This is a genomic window from Noviherbaspirillum album (assembly GCF_035916955.1).
In the GTDB taxonomy this organism is placed as follows: Bacteria; Pseudomonadota; Gammaproteobacteria; order Burkholderiales; family Burkholderiaceae_D; genus Noviherbaspirillum; species Noviherbaspirillum album.
Map to the genome: position 1 here is coordinate 339,623 of NZ_JAWIIV010000002.1, position 17,081 is coordinate 356,703.

Annotated in this window: 20 protein-coding genes; 15 read left to right on the forward strand and 5 right to left on the reverse strand. The window is 55.3% G+C overall.

From position 1 onward, the window contains the following. Positions 1 to 62 precede the first annotated feature (62 nt). The 9 genes from RY831_RS04440 (at position 63) to RY831_RS04480 (ending at position 10,369) form a co-directional block, all read left to right on the forward strand. On the forward strand, positions 63 to 263 hold the full coding sequence (locus tag RY831_RS04440; RefSeq protein ID WP_326505103.1) for a hypothetical protein: 201 nt from the start codon (positions 63 to 65) through the stop codon (positions 261 to 263). Between the two features lie 74 nt (positions 264 to 337). Beyond that, the gene (gene dsbD, locus RY831_RS04445; RefSeq protein ID WP_194724108.1) at positions 338 to 2,080 is read left to right on the forward strand and encodes a protein-disulfide reductase DsbD; all 1,743 of its coding nucleotides are present in this window, start codon (positions 338 to 340) and stop codon (positions 2,078 to 2,080) included. A 50-nt stretch (positions 2,081 to 2,130) separates the two neighbouring features. After that, positions 2,131 to 2,982 carry a thiol:disulfide interchange protein DsbG gene (gene dsbG / locus RY831_RS04450; RefSeq protein ID WP_194724085.1) on the forward strand — a complete coding sequence of 284 codons (852 nt, stop codon included), beginning with the start codon at positions 2,131 to 2,133 and terminating at the stop codon, positions 2,980 to 2,982. Between the two features lie 573 nt (positions 2,983 to 3,555). Continuing rightward, positions 3,556 to 4,350: a translesion DNA synthesis-associated protein ImuA gene (gene imuA, locus RY831_RS04455; protein WP_326505104.1), complete on the forward strand. Its 795-nt coding sequence runs from the start codon at positions 3,556 to 3,558 to the stop codon at positions 4,348 to 4,350. Then, positions 4,289 to 5,782, forward strand: coding sequence for a Y-family DNA polymerase (locus RY831_RS04460; protein WP_326505105.1), 1,494 nt, complete (start codon positions 4,289 to 4,291; stop codon positions 5,780 to 5,782). Before imuA ends, RY831_RS04460 begins: the two co-directional genes overlap by 62 nt. A gap of 9 nt (positions 5,783 to 5,791) precedes the next feature. After that, positions 5,792 to 8,947, forward strand: coding sequence for an error-prone DNA polymerase (locus RY831_RS04465; RefSeq protein WP_326505186.1), 3,156 nt, complete (start codon positions 5,792 to 5,794; stop codon positions 8,945 to 8,947). A gap of 74 nt (positions 8,948 to 9,021) precedes the next feature. Then, positions 9,022 to 9,276 (forward strand): AbrB/MazE/SpoVT family DNA-binding domain-containing protein, encoded by a 255-nt coding sequence (locus tag RY831_RS04470; protein ID WP_326505106.1) that lies wholly within the window; start codon positions 9,022 to 9,024, stop codon positions 9,274 to 9,276. Further along, positions 9,273 to 9,716, forward strand: coding sequence for a type II toxin-antitoxin system VapC family toxin (locus RY831_RS04475; RefSeq protein ID WP_326505107.1), 444 nt, complete (start codon positions 9,273 to 9,275; stop codon positions 9,714 to 9,716). Before RY831_RS04470 ends, RY831_RS04475 begins: the two co-directional genes overlap by 4 nt. A gap of 137 nt (positions 9,717 to 9,853) precedes the next feature. Further along, a complete protein-coding gene (locus tag RY831_RS04480) occupies positions 9,854 to 10,369 on the forward strand; it encodes a hypothetical protein (protein WP_326505108.1) in 516 nt (171 codons plus the stop codon). Between the two features lie 57 nt (positions 10,370 to 10,426). Here the strand turns inward: RY831_RS04480 and RY831_RS04485 are convergent, their stop codons facing one another. Continuing rightward, positions 10,427 to 10,690, reverse strand: a complete 264-nt coding sequence (locus tag RY831_RS04485) for a hypothetical protein (protein ID WP_326505109.1) — start codon at positions 10,688 to 10,690, stop codon at positions 10,427 to 10,429. 528 nt (positions 10,691 to 11,218) lie between these two features. On the opposite strand from RY831_RS04485, the gene RY831_RS04490 reads away from it, so the two are divergent. Together RY831_RS04490 and RY831_RS04495 are read left to right on the forward strand one after the other, a co-directional pair. After that, positions 11,219 to 11,548, forward strand: a complete 330-nt coding sequence (locus RY831_RS04490; protein ID WP_326505110.1) for a helix-turn-helix domain-containing protein — start codon at positions 11,219 to 11,221, stop codon at positions 11,546 to 11,548. Positions 11,549 to 11,613: 65 nt separating this feature from the next. After that, positions 11,614 to 12,036: a PACE efflux transporter gene (locus RY831_RS04495; RefSeq protein WP_326505187.1), complete on the forward strand. Its 423-nt coding sequence runs from the start codon at positions 11,614 to 11,616 to the stop codon at positions 12,034 to 12,036. Between the two features lie 197 nt (positions 12,037 to 12,233). Here RY831_RS04495 and RY831_RS04500 read toward each other — a convergent pair whose 3' ends face one another. From RY831_RS04500 to RY831_RS04510, 3 genes are all read right to left on the reverse strand, one after another. After that, positions 12,234 to 12,548: a DUF5076 domain-containing protein gene (locus RY831_RS04500; protein ID WP_326505111.1), complete on the reverse strand. Its 315-nt coding sequence runs from the start codon at positions 12,546 to 12,548 to the stop codon at positions 12,234 to 12,236. Between the two features lie 127 nt (positions 12,549 to 12,675). Further along, positions 12,676 to 13,146: a hypothetical protein gene (locus tag RY831_RS04505; RefSeq protein ID WP_326505112.1), complete on the reverse strand. Its 471-nt coding sequence runs from the start codon at positions 13,144 to 13,146 to the stop codon at positions 12,676 to 12,678. 150 nt (positions 13,147 to 13,296) lie between these two features. Continuing rightward, positions 13,297 to 13,635: a hypothetical protein gene (locus tag RY831_RS04510; protein WP_326505113.1), complete on the reverse strand. Its 339-nt coding sequence runs from the start codon at positions 13,633 to 13,635 to the stop codon at positions 13,297 to 13,299. Between the two features lie 267 nt (positions 13,636 to 13,902). Between RY831_RS04510 and RY831_RS04515 the strand changes: the two genes are divergently transcribed. The 4 genes from RY831_RS04515 (at position 13,903) to RY831_RS04530 (ending at position 16,311) form a co-directional block, all read left to right on the forward strand. Further along, positions 13,903 to 14,541 (forward strand): hypothetical protein, encoded by a 639-nt coding sequence (locus RY831_RS04515; RefSeq protein ID WP_326505114.1) that lies wholly within the window; start codon positions 13,903 to 13,905, stop codon positions 14,539 to 14,541. Positions 14,542 to 14,665: 124 nt separating this feature from the next. Continuing rightward, positions 14,666 to 15,259, forward strand: coding sequence for a L5-gp82 domain-containing phage-derived protein (locus RY831_RS04520; RefSeq protein WP_326505115.1), 594 nt, complete (start codon positions 14,666 to 14,668; stop codon positions 15,257 to 15,259). Positions 15,260 to 15,386: 127 nt separating this feature from the next. Further along, positions 15,387 to 16,043 (forward strand): hypothetical protein, encoded by a 657-nt coding sequence (locus RY831_RS04525; RefSeq protein WP_326505116.1) that lies wholly within the window; start codon positions 15,387 to 15,389, stop codon positions 16,041 to 16,043. Between the two features lie 79 nt (positions 16,044 to 16,122). Then, complete coding sequence (locus tag RY831_RS04530; protein WP_326505117.1) at positions 16,123 to 16,311, forward strand: hypothetical protein; 189 nt, start codon at positions 16,123 to 16,125, stop codon at positions 16,309 to 16,311. 57 nt (positions 16,312 to 16,368) lie between these two features. On the opposite strand, the gene RY831_RS04535 is transcribed toward RY831_RS04530, so the two are convergent. Beyond that, a complete protein-coding gene (locus RY831_RS04535; protein ID WP_326505118.1) occupies positions 16,369 to 17,070 on the reverse strand; it encodes a DUF2441 domain-containing protein in 702 nt (233 codons plus the stop codon). Positions 17,071 to 17,081: the final 11 nt, after the last annotated feature.

Here is a 17,081-nt window from a genome sequence, read left to right on the forward strand (position 1 = left end):
AAGCTGTTAATCGAGCCAGAAACAATGCTGCCAACCTGCGACAAGCCGCTCCTGGTGCGGAGGTGCGAATTCTTGTCAATGCCGATGGCGTGGCTGCGGTGCTGGACACACCACGGCCTGACACGGATTGCCTGACCCTGATATGTGAAAACACGCTAAAGCGCATCCAGCGAATCGCTCCTAGCCCGTTGCAGACGGTACCGGCATCGATTCTGGCGCTTGCAGAGATGCAGCGTGACGGCTGGTGCTACGTGCGTGCCTGATGCTCAATGCTAGCGCCGACCCATGTGGGATGAGTTTGATAACAAAAGTAAGCAGAACGTTTTTTATCGGCATCATGAAAAAAAGAGACGGACAAAGTCTGCTTGGTATGGTGATTATGCTGCTTGCAGTCATCGTCTTATTGCTGTCGCCAGTCGCGTACGCCGAGGATGACTATCTTGCGCCAGAAGTGGCCTTCAGGTTTTCTGCACGAATGGTCGATGCAGGGACAGCAGAAGTTACTTACGCCATCGCTGACGGCTACTACATGTACCGTGAGCGGTTCAACTTCACCGCAGTGGGCGCGCAGCTCGGCGCACCCCATCTCCCGGCAGGAAAGGTAAAGTTCGACGAGACGTTCCAGAAGGAGGTCGAGACTTACCGCAAAACGATCACGATCCGGATACCGGTAGAAGCGCACGGGCCTTTCAGCTTAAGGGCCACGTCCCAGGGATGCGCCGATCAGGGGTTGTGCTACTCGCCGATGGAGTCCACCGCTCGGTTGACTCCGGTCACCGGTGCTACGTCCGCGAACGCCAGCCCATCGGTGGACACGGAAATGGGAAGGATTGAAGGATCGCTTAATAGCGGGCGCCTGCTGGTCATATTGCCGTTGTTTCTGCTACTTGGCCTTGGCTTGTCGTTCACGCCCTGCGTACTGCCAATGGTCCCGATCCTGTCGTCAATTATCGTGGGCGACCAGGCGAAGGTGAGCCGTGCACGCGGATTGCTGCTAGCAGCAGTTTACGCGCTTGGGATGGCGATCGTGTACACACTTTTCGGTGTTGCGGCTGGGCTTGCAGGAGAAGGATTGGCCGCTAGTTTGCAAAACCCCTGGGTGCTCAGCACCTTCGCATTGCTAATGGTGCTGCTGTCGCTGTCGATGTTTGGTGTCTACCAGTTGCAGATGCCATCCGCCATCCAATCAAAGCTTCTGCAAGTCTCGGAACGACAGGCGGCCGGAAAGCTGGTCGGCGTTTTTATTATGGGCGCGCTCTCGGCGCTTATCGTAGGCCCTTGCGTGGCCGCGCCGCTGGCAGGTGTGCTCGTCTACATAAGCCATACACGCGACATTTTGATCGGCGGGAGTGCGTTATTTGCAATGGCGGTCGGCATGAGCATTCCGTTGCTTTTGGTCGGCGCGTCTGCGGGTGTGTTGCTGCCGCGGGCAGGCGCATGGATGGATTCCGTGAAGCGCTTCTTTGGCGTACTGATGCTAGCGACGGCGCTGTGGATGCTATCGCCAGTGATTCCGGCGGCATTGCAAATGCTGGCTTGGGGCGCACTTGGCGTGGGATACGCTGTTTGGCTGTTCTCGCGGGGTCGTGGTGGCTGGTTGGCGAAGGCCTGGGCACTAGTGTTCGCGGTGGCTGGCCTGGTTCAGTTTGTCGGAGTGGCGACAGGTGGCCGGGATGCCTTGGCACCTTTTGCCCATTTCACTGGCCAAGCGCCTCATGCCACAGAGTTCAAGCGGATCCGGTCGATCGGGGAGCTCGATGCCATTTTATCCTCGAGTCCCGGCAAGGCAGTGATGCTTGATTTCTACGCCGACTGGTGCGTGTCATGCAAGGAGATGGAAAGATTCACCTTTTCCGATCCACGGGTGAGAACGCAGTTCGCCGAGATGCTTCTGCTGCAGGCTGATGTGACGGCCAATAATGCCGACGACAAGGCCTTGCTCAAGCGGTTCAAGCTGTTTGGGCCGCCCGGCATTGTCTTTTTCGATCAGACCGGGAGCGAAGTCACCGGCGCCCGCGTCATCGGGTATCAGGACCCGGCAAAGTTTCTTCAATCTTTGGCGCGTGCCCGCCAGAAGTAGGCACATAAGATCAACCAATCTAATCACTTAACTGCTACTTGGGTACCTGCATGCTGTCAAACATAACCTCTAATCAGAAAAAAACCGGATTCACTCTGGTTTCCCGCCTTGCCATGGCTGCTGTGCTGGCAACCACCTCATTAAGCGCCTGCTCGACGGAGAAATACCCGAAAGCGATACAAGAAGCCGTAGACGCTGGCTTAAAAGTCGTCAAAACCTTTCCTGCGGCATCCGGCTTGACCGGTTGGGTGTTGTCGCAGAGTGGACGTCATTCGATCGTTTTCACCACTGCGGACAAGAAGACGCTGTTGGCCGGCGCCTTGATCGGGGAAAACGGGGAGAACCTGTCTGAGCAATATGAAGCGCAGTTTGTCCCAAAGCCAGATATGGCAGCGGTCTTTCAGACACTGGAAAAATCATCCTACGTAGTCGAAGGCACCACGTCTGACCCGAAGAGTTTGCTCTATGTGTTTGTTGACGCCAATTGCCCATTCTGCCATTACACATGGAAAGCCTTGCAGCCTTATGAAAAGGCAGGCCTGCAGGTGCGTTGGATCCTCGTAGACACTCTTGGGCCGACCAGCATGCCCAAAGCGATAGAAGTGCTCGCCACGGCGGACCAAACTGCTGCATTCCGTAAGATGGAAGAAAACCACGGCAAAGCCTGGATAGCGTCGCCGCAATTTTCGGCAACTGCCAAGCCGGATATCGCCGACAAAATCCGGAGTAATGGGGAAATCATGAGTGCATTTGGAATCGGCGGAACGCCGGGAATTATCTGGAAAGACAGACAAGGCAAAGTCAACGTTAAGGCGGGCATGCCGCGCCTTTCCGAAATCCCGCAGATAACTGGATTGCCTGAACAGAGAATGGATGATCCTGCCCTTGCAAAGTTTCGCTAACCTGTAATGCTGCGATGGGATCGTGTAAAAAAAGAGGTGCTACCGTTTATACGGATAGAAATCCGATTGCGGTAAGTAGAGCCATGACAGCGCCGGCAAGCTGGTTCGGTCCATCATCGCAAACGGGTACACAAAGCCGCGTTTCGTCAGAAGAGTATAGGTGATATCGGCGCGAATTAACTGATCGGAACGATTTGCCACGTCATCTGCAGAGCGTGAGTGCGGTCAATCATTTCTTTTCACTCAGTGGCCCCGCTTTTTTGAACGCGCCGCTATGCAAATTCTTATGCTCGCCACTCGCCCAATGTAGACATGTGGCTAAAAAGCTACGCGAATCGAGTTCTAGTTCGACCATGAACTAAATGATGCCCGGGTAGTGCTACAGCTAATTGGACAGGTTTTAGTTCGCAGAATGATCAACTTTTAGTTCCGAGCGCTTGCAGGCTGAAGAATTGGCATGCAGGTGGCGGTTTACTTCTTTCCTCGCGTCGCTATACTGCCGTAAACACTGTATAAATATACATGTGTTTCGTGTTCGTTTGGCAACTGCGGATAGTTATCGAAGAGGCAATCTTGTCCATTATATCGGGAAGCGACAGTACAGCAGCAGAGAAGCGCGACCGGTTTTTTGCGCTGGCGGATTCACTGCGGGACTCGCTCTGGCGAGCCGACGCACTTGGCAGATCTCGGGTAACGACCCTTTCCACCGGCTATTCCGGCCTGGACGCGGAACTGCCCGGGAACGGTTGGAACGTATCCGCGCTCACCGAGATCCTCTGGAACCATCAGGGTGGCGGCGAGTTTCGTATCCTGGCTCCAGCTCTAAAGTCGTTATCTCAGGCCGGCAAAGCCATTGTCTTGCTGGGTTCTCCGCATGACTTGATTGCGCCCGCGCTCGATCAGTTCGGCATCGATGTCAGGAACGTGTTGATCATCAACGTGGAAAAGCCTGCCGATCGCTTATGGACAGCAGAGCAGGTTCTGAGAAGTGGCAGCGCAGGTGCGTTGATCAGCTGGCACCCCACAGCAAAGGCCGAGCATCTTCGTCGCTTGCAGGTCGTCGCCGCCGGCGCCGACGGGCTCACCTTCATTCTGCGTCCGGCCAACACCAGACTTGAGCCGTCGCCGGCGCCGTTGCGTCTGCAGTGCGAGCCCGCGCCTTTCGGACAACTCACCGTGGATGTGTTCAAGCGCCGCGGACCCGCAGCTGCAGCTCCAGTCTTGTTGCCCGCGTTCTTTCCGCCATCAATGAAGCGCGCGCTCGACCGAGCCCAGCGCAGCACCGTCGTACCTGTTGAGACACCCTATGTGGATAGCCTCGTTTCATCCCCAGTTGCCCCTCGATCTGGCGTTCCGACGCTGGCCTGAGGCGCTGCAGGAGAACCTGCGAGCCACCGTCCCACTAGTCATCACCGAATCCAAGCGAGTTGCATGGGTCAGTCGCTGTGCTGAGGAATGCGGCATCGTTCCTGGCATGTCGGAGTCTGGCGCGCGCACGCGCTCTGCAAACGTGATGCTGGTGCAGCGCGACATCGAGGCAGAGGAAAAGGCCCTGACAGAAGCGGCTCTTTGGGCGCTCCATTTCACGCCCGAAGTTTCGCTGCGTCCGGCCGGACTACTGCTCGACGTGTCAGCCAGCCTCCGTCTGTTCGGCGGGGTAGCTGCTATCGTCGACCGGCTGAGAAAAGGTTTCCAAGAGCTTGGGCTGACGGCTAGTATCGCCGCGGCGCCGACGGCGACGGCCGTATGGTGGCTGGCGCAATACGATGATGGTGTCATGGCCGACCAGGACATGTACGCGAACGTCGTTGACGCGCTTCCTATCACGCTCATCGAGTCTCTGGCTCCTCATGCTGAAACCTTGAAGGCAATTGCGTGCAGGACGATCGGCCAATTCAGGAAATTGCCGCGCAATAGCATCGTCAAGCGTTTCGGCAAGGCCGCGCTGACTGAACTGGATCGCTGTTTCGGGAGTGAACCGGAGCTCATGGCGTGGTACGAAGCGCCGGAGCGGTTCTGCCAGCGCATTGAACTCGGCGCCCGTGTCGAGACAACGGAACTGCTATTGCATTCCGCCCGCCGTCTACTCATGCAAATGACCGGCTTTCTCACGGCCCGTTTCAGCGCAGTCACCCAGTTTTCATTGCTGCTGCATCATGAGACGGTCCGGCTGGGCAAGAGTCCAACGACCAGGATTGACATCAAGCTTGGCGCGGCCAGCCGGGACCTTGAGCACTTGACGCTTCTAATGAAGGAGCACCTAGCGAAGGTCGTTCTTGAATCGTCGGTCATTGAAATGACGCTGTCAGCCGACGAGCTTGAGGAGCGAGCGGCGCCGAATACTGAACTCTTTCCGACGGCCGCCAGTCAATCTGAAATGCTCGGCCGCTTGATAGAGCGCCTAACGAGCCGCCTTGGTCCGGATGCCGTCACGCGCATCGCCATCACGGCGGACCATCGGCCGGAAAAATGCACTGTGCATGTCGCTCCCGTTCCTGCAAAGACAGCGACCGCCAAAAGCGGATTGTCCGGCACATCCTTCCCACCGCGGCCGACCTGGTTGCTAAAAGCACCGATCCCACTGGTCACTCGCCAGAACAAGCCGTTCTACGGTGCACCGCTGAGGCTACTGATCGGTCCGGAGCGAATCGAAACCGGGTGGTGGGATGACGAAGTGATCGCCCGCGACTATTTCGTTGCGCTCAATGAGTCGTTTCACCTGGTCCTCTGGGTATACCGCGCACGTATCAGCGCCGACGACGAGGAACCCGGCTGGTTCCTGCATGGCTTCTTCGCGTAGGAGGTCAAGATTTTCTCGATTCTTTCGGCGTATGCGGAGCTGCACTGCGTCACATGCTTTAGCTTCCTCCGTGGCGCCTCACATCCGGAGGAGCTGGTCGCACGGGCGGCCAAGCTGGGATACACCTCGCTGGCCATCACCGACGAAGGCTCCCTCGCCGGTGTCGTACGGGCCCACGTCGAGGCGAAGAAACACGGCTTGCACCTCATCATCGGGACCGAAATCACCCTGGAGTGCGGGCTGAAGCTTGTGTTGCTGGCCATGAATCGAGATGGCTACGGCAATATCGCCGAGCTGTTGACTGTTGGCCGCCGCCGCGCGCCCAAAGGGAGCTACCTGCTGCGGCGCGAGGACATTGTCTTCAACGGTAAGCCACGACATGGAGCGGCGCACCTGCGTAATATGATGGGCTGCTACGCCGTCTACATCGGCAATCGGGCGTTGCCCGATGAAGTGTTGATGGAACAGGCGGCGTGGTTTGCCACCGCCTTCCCAGACCGCGCCTCGATCACTGTGGAACTGCTGCAGATGCCGGATGATGATATGTGGCTGGAGCGGCTAACGGCGCTGTCGAACGCGACCAAGCTTCCCTTGGTGGCAGCCGGCGATGTCCAGATGCATGTTCGTTCCCGCAAGCCGCTTCACGACACCATCACGGCGATCCGGCTTGGGAAGTCGATCGCCGAGTGCGGCCTGGAGCTCCATCCCAATGCGGAACAGCACTTGCGGCAGAGGATCCGCCTCGCGCAAATCTATTCGCGCCCGCTCCTCGAGCAGACACTAGAGATTGCTGCGCGCTGCACGTTCTCGCTGGATCAAGTCAGCTATTCTTACCCGGACGATATCGTGCCCGCCGGCGAGACGGCAACCAGTCATTTGCGCAATCTGACCTATCAGGGCGCGTCTCAGCGCTACCCCAACGGAATCCCGGCAAAAATCCAAGAATTGATCCTCCACGAGCTGGCTCTGATAGAAGAGCTCGCCTTTGAAGTTTATTTTCTCGTGGCTGGCGATATCGTCGCGTTTGCGCGCCGGCAGGGCATTTTGTGTCAAGGGCGGGGTAGCGCCGCTAACTCGGTAGTGGCCTATTGCCTGTTCATTACGGAAGTCGATCCCTCGCGCATGAACTTGCTCTTTGAACGATTCGTTAGCCGAAGTCGGAAAAACGAGCCGCCGGACATCGATATCGACTTCGAGCACGAAAAGCGTGAGATCGTCATCCAGGAACTCTACCGTCGTTATGGCCGTCATCGAGCCGCACTTACTGGTGCCGTCATTACCTTTCGGCCGCGGTCAGCCATAAAGGACGTCGGTAGGGCTCTAGGGATGGACTTTGCGCAGCTGAACGCACTGACGTCCTCGCAAAACTGGTGGAACGGGAACAGCATCGATCAGGAAGGCCTGCGGGAGCATGGACTCGATCCCGAGTCCCCCATCGTCCAAAAACTAGTCGCCCTGTGTGAAACGTTGCTTGGCTTCCCCCGCCAGCTGTCGCAGCATGTCGGCGGTTTTGTGATCGCGCAGGACAGTCTGTGCCGGCTGGCGCCAATCGAGAACGCCGCGATGGCGGACCGCACTGTCATTGAGTTCGACAAAGACGATATCGAAGTGCTCCGGTTCATCAAGGTCGACGTACTGGCGCTTGGCATTCTTTCCGCAATCAGGCGGGCGCTGGACATGATCAGTGACCGCACCGGCGAGATCTTAACCCTCCAGGATGTGCCAAGTGAAGATGCGGCCACGTACGAAATGATTTGCAAGGCAGAGACGGTCGGGGTCTTCCAAATCGAATCGCGCGCCCAGCGCTCCATGCTCTTGCGCATGCAGCCTCGAACCTTTTTCGACCTGGTCGTGGAAGTGGCATTGGTGCGGCCGGGACCTATCCACGGCGAGATGGTGCATCCGTACTTGCGCCGGCGGCAGGGCCTCGAACCGATCGAGTATCCCAGCGAGGAGGTGCGCGAGATCCTCGGGCCGACCTTGGGCATTCCGATCTTTCAAGAGCAGCTGATGCAGCTCGCCATGGCCTGCGGCGGTTTCTCGGCGGATGACGCCGACCAGCTGCGGCGCGCGCTCGGCTCCTGGAAAAAGAAAGGGCAGCTGGAGGAGTACACGAATAAGCTGGTGACCGGCATGCTCGAGCGCGGGTATGACGAAAATTATTCGAGGCGCATGGCCAAATTCGGAGAGGCGTTTGCCTCGTATAGCTTCCCGTTGAGCCACAGCGCGAGCTTTGCGCTACTGGTTTATGTGAGTGCCTGGCTCAAATGTCACCAACCCGCGATCTTCCTCGCCGCGCTGCTGAACAGCCAGCCGATGGGCTTCTATACGCCCAGCCAGTTAATTCAGGACGCGAAACGCTTCGGCGTGAAGGTGCGCCCGATCGATGTCACGGTGAGCGAGTGGGATGCCACGCTCGAAGAACGAGAAGAGTATCCCGGCGATGGCAGCGGGCAGCCGATTGTGCGCTTGGGACTGCGCCTAGTGAAGGGATTATCCATCGAAGGCGCCGATAATCTCACGATGGCACGCGCAATTCAGCCGTTTTCCAGTGTGGAGGACATGGCCAAGCGGGCGAACCTGTCCACACACGATCTTCAAGCGTTGGCAAAAGCCAATGCACTAGTCGTACTGGCTGGCCACCGCCGCCAGGCAGCATGGGAAGTCGCCGGCATGCGGCCGATGCCAAAGCTGCTCCGCGACGCTCCAATCTATGAAGAATCGCTTGAGCTGCCGGCGCCGACAGAAGGGGAGGATATCGTCGCTGATTACCACAGCACTGGCCTGACGCTGCGTCGGCATCCGCTGGCGTTGCTCCGCGATCGCTTCACCGCCATGAATCTCAGTTCGGCCGAAGAGCTGCAGACTTTCCCAGACAGGAAGCTGGCCAGAACCACAGGCATCGTCACCGGACGCCAGCGCCCTGGCACGGCCAATGGCGTCATGTTCGTGTCCATAGAAGACGAGACAGGAACAACACAGGTGATTGTCTGGCCGAGCTTGGTGGAAAAGCAGAAAAAGGAGGTGCTGAACGCTACCTTGCTGACCGTCTACGGCGTCTGGCAACGGGATGGTGCCTCAACGCATCTAATTGCCAAAATGCTAGTTGATCACACAGCCATGCTTGGGGATCTCAATAACATCAAGAGCCGCGATTTCCATTGACCTATTCTTTACTACTTGACCTTCGGTAAAGACAAGCGTATCTTTACTATACGTCACTTAGTAAGGACATCGCCATGCCAACCTTAAGCCAAAAGAGGCAAGTTACCTTGCCTAAAGACCTATGCGACCGGCTGTTAGTGCAGCCGGGCGATGATTTGTCGTTCCTTGAATACGGGGGGCGGATCACGATCATAAAGAAGGTCAAGGGCAGCAGTGATGGCAAATTGAAACATTTAAAAGCTGATGCCAAATATTCTGACGATGATTCCATGCAAGACATCATTTCACAACGTCACGAACCCACGCAGCGGAAAAAGCACGCGGCATGATTGCGATCGACACAAATGTCCTATTGCGCCGTCTGCTCAATGATGACGAAGCACAAGCAAAGCGGGCGCGAATGATCTTTGACCGGGCCAGCCAAATCCTGATTACCGATGTAGTGCTAGTCGAGACGATCTGGACTTTGAGGGGAAAGCGTTACAAAGCGTCAAAGGACGATGTTGAAGCTGTCGTCATGGGATTGCTGGAAGAACCCAACGTCGTATTCGAGAGCCAGCAGGCTGTGTGGTCAGCGCTCAATGATTACGTCAATGCGCCTTCAGTTAAGACTACAGACGGAATGCGTACAGCAGACCTGGCAGACGCCTTGGTTGTCAATAAAGCTAAGGTAATGATGGAGCAATGGGGGCAGCCGTATGAAACAACATACACATTTGATCAAGCAGCTCAAGCCTTAAACGGAAGCAAGGCACCGCCTTTGTCCTGACCAAAGGAATGAAACCATGGTTACCTATCCGATTACCGTTCGAGCGCCTGAGGGACGTCGTGTTTATCGGTCTATTTGTACCAGGTGTGATTTTCGGTGCCGCCGGCACCATGTGGTAGAGACAATGGAAAGCGGTCGTGATGAAAATATCCGGTGCATCTCAACTTCGATTTACAATTGAACATGCACTGGAAACGCACACAGAAATAAAAATGAAAAGCCCGATGAGCACAGCACTGAGGAGGGGCATCTCGCCCCAAGCTTTTGGACTCGTCCTAAGCTGTGTCGCCCTCATTACTGGCAGCAATGCTGCTGCAGTCACCCCAACCCCAGTTCACAAGATAACCTGCCGCACCTGGATCACTCAGAAACCCGAGCTGCAAGAAGCATGGCTGCTGGGCTACCTTCAAGGATCCAGTGAGGTTTTGAAGATCGCCGGGGCCCGCACTCATAACTTGTTTTGGGCATTGGATTCCGTTGGTGAAGGCACAGAACGGGTAAGAGCACTCTGCCGCGATGATCCGGAAATGCTAATGCAAAAAGCGGGTTTTAAGTTCACAAGAGAGCTGGTCCATGCATGGCAAGCTAAGTGGGCCTCTGAAAGTAAAAAACGAAACCAAAGCCCAAAAGCCGAACCGCCGGTAGCCGAATGAAGGAATGAACTGTAAAGGCCTACAAATTCGAAAAATCTCATTGACCGTCGGGTTAGCCTACGATCGCTCCTCTTGCGACTCAAGCATGGGTCCTGTGTAATGTGGCACCAGTCGCAGCCGATCAATAAAGGCTCTCTGTTCCGTGTCGGAGAGGAGGGCGTAAGCCGCAAAATCGGACTTGATGTCGTCCAGGTAGGTCTCCCGAACGACAATGATTAGCTCATTGGTCATATAGGACCGCTGCAGGACCTCTGATCTGTATTCGCGCCGAAAACGAACAGTGATTCGCTCGTCGATTTTCTCAAATTCGATATCTACCATCGTGCGTCCTTTGCATTTCAAATTGGTGAAACATCCTGCCGCCGCATCTTAGCAACACTATGGCATCCGAAGTGGCATGGAAGTGGCCGACACTCAAGGCGGATATTGAATACACGGACCAAAGCTGCGATGATGTAGTTTCCAAAAGGAAAGATAGTCTCACACCTTCTGTCGTTGGTCCTTACGTTCCGCACCAAGCCACGCAACTCCAAAGTATCCGTATGTTCGCAACAGATAGTCCGGTCGCCATCGGCTCCGCAAGGAGTGCTGTAGATCTTGGCATAAACGAGATCCCATTTCCGCCAAACTTTGTCCCACGCTACGTGGCTATGGATGCCGGCGGATGTTGGCATGCATTCGATACCTGTCCAACTTACGACGCCGGTGAATGGACCGCACAAGGTGGGAAGTGGCACGAACTCGGCATTGATGGCGTTGAAATTACTTCGGCATGCGCGCGAGGCCTTACTCCAAGAGACTGTCTCTTTGAGATTGACGAAACACCTAGCAATGTAACTGGATAAATTTATGTTCACTTCAGATTATCTACAGGCACTTCGGAGCAAGCTTGGACTGACGGAGCCAAGCGAAATAGCTAGGCTGATCGGGGCATCGCCACACTCGGTCCGTTTGTACGAGAAGGGAAGCGTGCAGTTCCGCGACGAAGTTGCTGTAAGAGTGGCGAAACTGCTCGACGTGAATCCAAGTATCGTGCTCCTTGATATGTACATTGCCCGTACATCTAGTGAGGAGGCCCGCCTCGCGCTGACACAAACCCGCGCAAACCTTTTTGACGCTGAGCTTTTGACCAAGGATTGCTGGAAAGCAGATAGCCCTAAGACTAGCGAACTGTTCTAGGTCAGTGATAGGATCTTTGCCAAACGAACGGGCAAATGGTTTGGCATTACTCACGGGACGAAACGGTGCAGGGTTACACGAGAAAAATTGTCTATGTCAGTGTCTATGAGGCGATCGCCATTGCTATCTGCAGCGTGAGCTTTGCAGCGATCTCGGGCAGCAGCCTGGGGTCAGCAACGGTGCTTTCGATTGCGGCTTCTGCTATTGCGGTGACTTGGAATTACGTCTTCACCAGTGCATTTGAAGCGTGGGAATCCCGTCAGGTCGTACGCGGCCGCAGCATCAAGCGACGCATTAGCCACGCAGTAGGTTTTGAAGGCGGCCTGCTCCTCATCTTCGTGCCATTGATGGCCTGGTGGTTGAAGGTGAGTCTGATGCAGGCCCTAGCAATGAATATCGGGTTGGCCGCTTTCTTCCTCTGCTATACCTTCGTATTCAGCTGGACGTTCGACAGAATCTTTGGCTTACCGGCATCTGCACGCGCTTGATCATTCGCCCTTCAGAGCCTCAGTCACCGGACCAGATCCTCAAATGAAACTGCTGAAACTTTAGGCAATCTGTCTCGATGCCGCGCCATAGCTCGCTTGAGGAAAATCAAATGCATCTTGCCCACAAGGTTATCCACACATTCTGTGCAAACCTTGAATGAAGAGCAACAATCACCTTTTACTAGGACTGTTGCGAATCAGTGCTCGTCATGGTGGCGGCCCGCCAGGATCGGATCTATCTCCCTAAGCGCCTCGAGAAAATGAGCTTTGAGACGTACCAAGGTTTCGGTCTCATCAACTTCGTACCTTCCATACCCTTGCGCTAGCAGTCTCACCATCCCTCCAAGGACAACTCCCCACTCGTCGATTTCCGCGAGTGCCCGGTCCCTAGTCGTATTAGGACCGCCCATACGCAAACTCGCGTGAGACATGTTATCTGCCCACCAAACGCGAGCGAGTTCGATGGCTTTTGTGTCGCCTTCCACTTGGGGGGGTATTTTCAGTTCATGCATGACGATTTCTTCAGGAATGGTCAACGAGAACCATATCGTCCGGTGGATTGGCTTCGATTTTCAATAGCACCATCCGTTATGGACATCAACTTGGGGCGATGAGGACCGTATGCATATCAGGACTCGATCATCTAACCGGTGCAGAAAGAAGTCCACACCACATCACGGTATTGCAAACGACCAGCTGATTCATGAAATATCCCAGCCCGAATCCCATAAAGCCGAGCATGAACTGTGTCACTGGTTTAGCGCCGGCCGTCGACCGAGCAACGAAGGCAGAGACTATCGCCGCCAAAACTCCACCTGGCAGCGAGAAGATATGCCCTAGCCCCAACAGGCCCTCCGGCTTGGCCGCAGTCCAATTGACGACCATAAACGCAAGCAATGAGGTGGTGATTGCTGTAGCGGCTCCGGTGAGGAACATCGGGGCTGGCCGGATCGCGATGCAGATCCCGACGATCACAGATGGGACGACCAGGTAATACCAGACTCCGAGGTACAGTGGATCTCCAGTGAGAACGACCACGATGACCAAAGTCAGCGAGATCACAGCGGCAAGGCTAGTGTCTTGTAAGGTGGTGATATTTTTGTTTTCCAAGGTGGCATCCACACGTCGTTGGTATGAGTGAAGGCTATAGCTTTGGAAACGTAATCAAAAGCCGGGGTGGGGCTAGTAGCGTTATGCAGGACTGAAAGTAGCCATATGCGCGATCAGAGGGAGAGCGCCACGCCTTGAGCTGTGCTCCCTCTAACGCCCATAGGAAGCGTACTGCCATGTTGCGAAGCATCCGCCGGCAGCGCCGCAGAGGAACGCGATAATCATGCCGATATGCGTCATCGTAGCCAATCGGATGTCCCACGCTGCCGACTGGAGGTATGGTTGGCTTGTGTATAGCTTGAACCACATGGGCACTACGCACCATGTAATCACCGTCGGTAGTCCAAGCACTGCTGTCCACATAATCGCAATCGCCGAAAAACGCGACAGCTTGCCCCGCGCCAGCCAGCGATTGAGGGCTTGGTGCAGAGCACCGATCACAACCAGGAAAGGAAGAAGAATACTCGTGACTAAGGCGAAGTTTTCCATGCGCAGCTACCAACAGTTTCACGCCGCGTAGGATACAGGACAACTATTAGTTTTGAAATGCGCCTTTACAACAGATAGACGCGCGTTACTTGCGTGTTCATCCACTTTAAGAACCTAACCCTCGTGGAACGTACTGGTGTAATCAGAAGTTTCTCAGAATTGGTTGGCACGGCCGCGTAAGCTTTTCCTATGCAGCATGTGAATGAGTTTAAGGGGCTCTGCACAGCGGTGATGAACGGATCAATAGGAAAACTGAGGGACTGTAGGATGAAGAAACCACGCGACAATCAGCGATCACGCGTATATGCCTGGGAGAAGGCAGTAACTAATGCCTTTACCGATCGACCGGTCTTCACAACACTCGACGAGTGTGCGGCGTGGCTGGAGCCGATATGGCGAGCAGAGCGCAGCCGCTTGGGCAGGGCAGGGGTCAAGATGCCCGAGATCGAACGGCCCTCACGTGGCCAGCGCCGGCCTCTCGCTCACCACGATCACCGGATCACCTTGCCGAGATGGGCGAGAAACCCGTGGGTCATTCTTCATGAGGCGGCGCATCGCTTAGCACTATCTGGCGAGGCACACGGCGGCCGCTTCGTCGGCATCCTGATAGGACTGGTAGCGCGCCACGACGACCGCGATGCAGAGGAGCTCATGCGCCGCGCTGACGAGATGGGCGTCAAGTATCACGTTCGTTCCATCGGTCTGGTTCCTGACCGAGGTCCCGCGTGGCATGTTGAGAACGTGATCCGCCAAACTGGTCCGCTAAACGTGCCGGGGATCTTGGCCGAGCTGGAAAGTCGGAGCCAACAAGTCTTCTCCCTACCGCAAATCCGCGGCGCCGCATTATCGCTGGTGCGTGCCGGTAAGGCTCGCTACGACGACAAGAAGCTGTTGCTCGTCGCATAAGCGACGTAAGCACCAAGACAACCAAGGATCGAACATGCGATACAGGCATGAGGTGGGACTCGGCAGCGGTGATCTACTCGGCTGGTTAGCGTCTCCGGAATCAGGCCGCGGGGCGCCGTCCTCAATGGACGCAGCTGACCATCCGTTGTACGACAACCGCACCATCCAAATGGTCGCTGATGACATCGTTGCCGAGGCACTAGCGGCAGATGCCGGTAGCCGTCGCGTCCTCGCAAAAGGACGTAGTCCGGTCGCGGGACAGGTCGTTGGCGTTCGTCTGCATCTTCCGTTGGCAAAGAGGGGCATACCCGTCCAGACTGTTCATGCAGGGAACCAGTCCGACGGCTATACCCGCGGAAAGGGGCTTTACAACGGCGAAGCGTTGACATACCTGAAATGTGTCCGACTTCGCAATGCCTGGTTCAATGTCGGTCAGGTAGCTCGAGAGAAGATTGCCTCAGGTGCAGAGGCCAAGCACCCGATGGCTTCCATTGACGGCGAATTTTCATTGGATGCCCCGGAATTCACGGGTGTGGAGATCTCACTCAACCCAAGACGGGTTCATCTCTTCGTCGACGGACACAACCGCCCGATCCAGTATGCGGAGCACGTAACGATATATGGCCATAGAGCGTTCGTGCACGGTCGTCTTTCGTTCCACGACCACAGCACCGCGCCTCCGAAGGTTGGTGATACCTTAAGTGCAGTTTGTCTATGAAAGAATGGGCGTACCAATGCGTTCTATTTTTGCTAGCGATGCCCTATCGTATGCCGTGCGCGGAAGGTAAACTAGTCGGATTACTACCGCTTTACAATCTGCTTTTCTAGAACTATTCAGGATACAAATGACTCACTCCGTAAATTTGTTTCGATCACAATCGCTCGCCGTCTTGGCGGCAGCAACATGCAGTGTTAGCGCCTTTGCAAATACTCCTGACAAGATCTGTGCTGGACAGGTCTGCCTTGGTATGGATGTGAGCCAAGTAGCAAAGATTAGCTTGGATGAAAGCGGGACATTCCCCTTCTCTTGGCACAAGGGTTCGGGGACAATCTTCGGTTTGGACTCTAAAGGGCAAAAGCTTTATTACACCGGTGGTGATCTGACCAGGAAAAATGCAAATGAAGTATCCGAACGGATTAAGACCGTGTGCACACCTGACTCCGTCTCCGGAAGGGTCAAGGCAAGCGATGGACAGCTCATCAGATTCACGATGCGGCCGGTGATGGCCGATGGCAATGCAAAATTTTTCGTGGCTGAGATCAGCCGCACACTTCCGGCAAATATGAGCGAGAGCGAACTTAAAGCCTTCGAGAGCCAGGTTCGTGAGCGTTATGGCGACGCCTACACCACAGGATCACCCACAGTGGTAACAAAACCGACAGCGAATATCAAGAATGATTTTGCTTTGGGCAGGATGCTGCAGCTACGCCAGCCTTGGGAAACAAACCGTTCGAAACTATTACAGCAACCCGGTTGTTCGGATGTGGCTCGCATAGATTAGGACCAGATGGCCTTGTAAGCCAGAAAGTGCGTAACCGTACCGAGCAAATTCCCGTTTAATTTTCGAAGGAGAGTAATCTATGTCAAAAACACGTCGCCAGCGCGATAAAACACTTAAACGCAAAGAATCAGCACAGCTACGGGCCGCACGGAAAGCCGTCAAACGAGGAACGCCGGGTGCACAAGAAAAACTGGATCGCCTCGTTGAGTCAAGGGAATTTAAGCACAACGAAGATCTGTTGCTGGGAAAGGTTACGAACCCTTGGTGATGTGGTGGTGGAATCGACCCCTGGTTTGTCAGGCAGTGTCAGACCCTAACGCAAATATTAACGAATCGGACCGTTGGGCCCGAACCATCCGTCCATCGAAAGATTATTCTCTCGGCAGAACTCACGGAGGCTTTGGTAATCAATGATTTTGCCTAGATCGAGGTCTGGAATCGTTTCCCAGTCGGGGAAGTAAAGTGATCCGCCTACCAGGTATTCGACATGGCTCGGATCGGTCGTCTCTAGATCCGCGCCAACCCAGTATCGTTCTGCGTCTTCTCGACGCTGAGAATCGCAGACACGTTGAAACAAGCGAATATCTCCGGGAAAGACGTAACCGTCCTTTAAGATCCTGCACCTGAAAATGCCCCGCTCACCACGGAGTTCGTTTAGTCGTATTTGGGCCACGTCATGGCTGGCGCTCACAAAGTAGCATTCCAACCGAGAGGGGGCTTCCGGCCGCACTTGCTTACGTACCTCTTCCAGCAGGTCTTCTGCATCCTTCGTCTGGCCACTACGAAGGTTCTCAGGAGCGGCATTGGGAACACCCAAAAAGCTATTAAGGCTTCGCATGTCGGCCGATCGTGCTGGGGCCCGTCCATGATTACATCTAGCGTTGGCTAAAGCCAGAGCCAAGTCCTGCGGCCTAAAATCTAACCGTGACGGGCCTAACTGAGTGGGAGCTGCGTACCAGGCAAGCCAGTCAAAGGCTGGGATGAACATACCGTTCTCTTCCCAACCGTTCTTCTTATCATTCCACATGATTCATGCCT

Coding starts and splice junctions, on each gene's coding strand:
- dsbD (WP_194724108.1), top strand. CDS start 338: ATGAAAAAAAGAGACGGACAAAGTCTGCTTGGTATGGTGATTATGCTG.
- dsbG (WP_194724085.1), top strand. CDS start 2,131: ATGCTGTCAAACATAACCTCTAATCAGAAAAAAACCGGATTCACTCTG.
- RY831_RS04460 (WP_326505105.1), top strand. CDS start 4,289: ATGTGGATAGCCTCGTTTCATCCCCAGTTGCCCCTCGATCTGGCGTTC.
- RY831_RS04470 (WP_326505106.1), top strand. CDS start 9,022: ATGCCAACCTTAAGCCAAAAGAGGCAAGTTACCTTGCCTAAAGACCTA.
- RY831_RS04475 (WP_326505107.1), top strand. CDS start 9,273: ATGATTGCGATCGACACAAATGTCCTATTGCGCCGTCTGCTCAATGAT.
- RY831_RS04485 (WP_326505109.1), bottom strand. CDS start 10,690: ATGGTAGATATCGAATTTGAGAAAATCGACGAGCGAATCACTGTTCGT.
- RY831_RS04490 (WP_326505110.1), top strand. CDS start 11,219: ATGTTCACTTCAGATTATCTACAGGCACTTCGGAGCAAGCTTGGACTG.
- RY831_RS04500 (WP_326505111.1), bottom strand. CDS start 12,548: ATGCATGAACTGAAAATACCCCCCCAAGTGGAAGGCGACACAAAAGCC.
- RY831_RS04510 (WP_326505113.1), bottom strand. CDS start 13,635: ATGGAAAACTTCGCCTTAGTCACGAGTATTCTTCTTCCTTTCCTGGTT.
- RY831_RS04515 (WP_326505114.1), top strand. CDS start 13,903: ATGAAGAAACCACGCGACAATCAGCGATCACGCGTATATGCCTGGGAG.
- RY831_RS04520 (WP_326505115.1), top strand. CDS start 14,666: ATGGACGCAGCTGACCATCCGTTGTACGACAACCGCACCATCCAAATG.
- RY831_RS04525 (WP_326505116.1), top strand. CDS start 15,387: ATGACTCACTCCGTAAATTTGTTTCGATCACAATCGCTCGCCGTCTTG.
- RY831_RS04530 (WP_326505117.1), top strand. CDS start 16,123: ATGTCAAAAACACGTCGCCAGCGCGATAAAACACTTAAACGCAAAGAA.
- RY831_RS04535 (WP_326505118.1), bottom strand. CDS start 17,070: ATGTGGAATGATAAGAAGAACGGTTGGGAAGAGAACGGTATGTTCATC.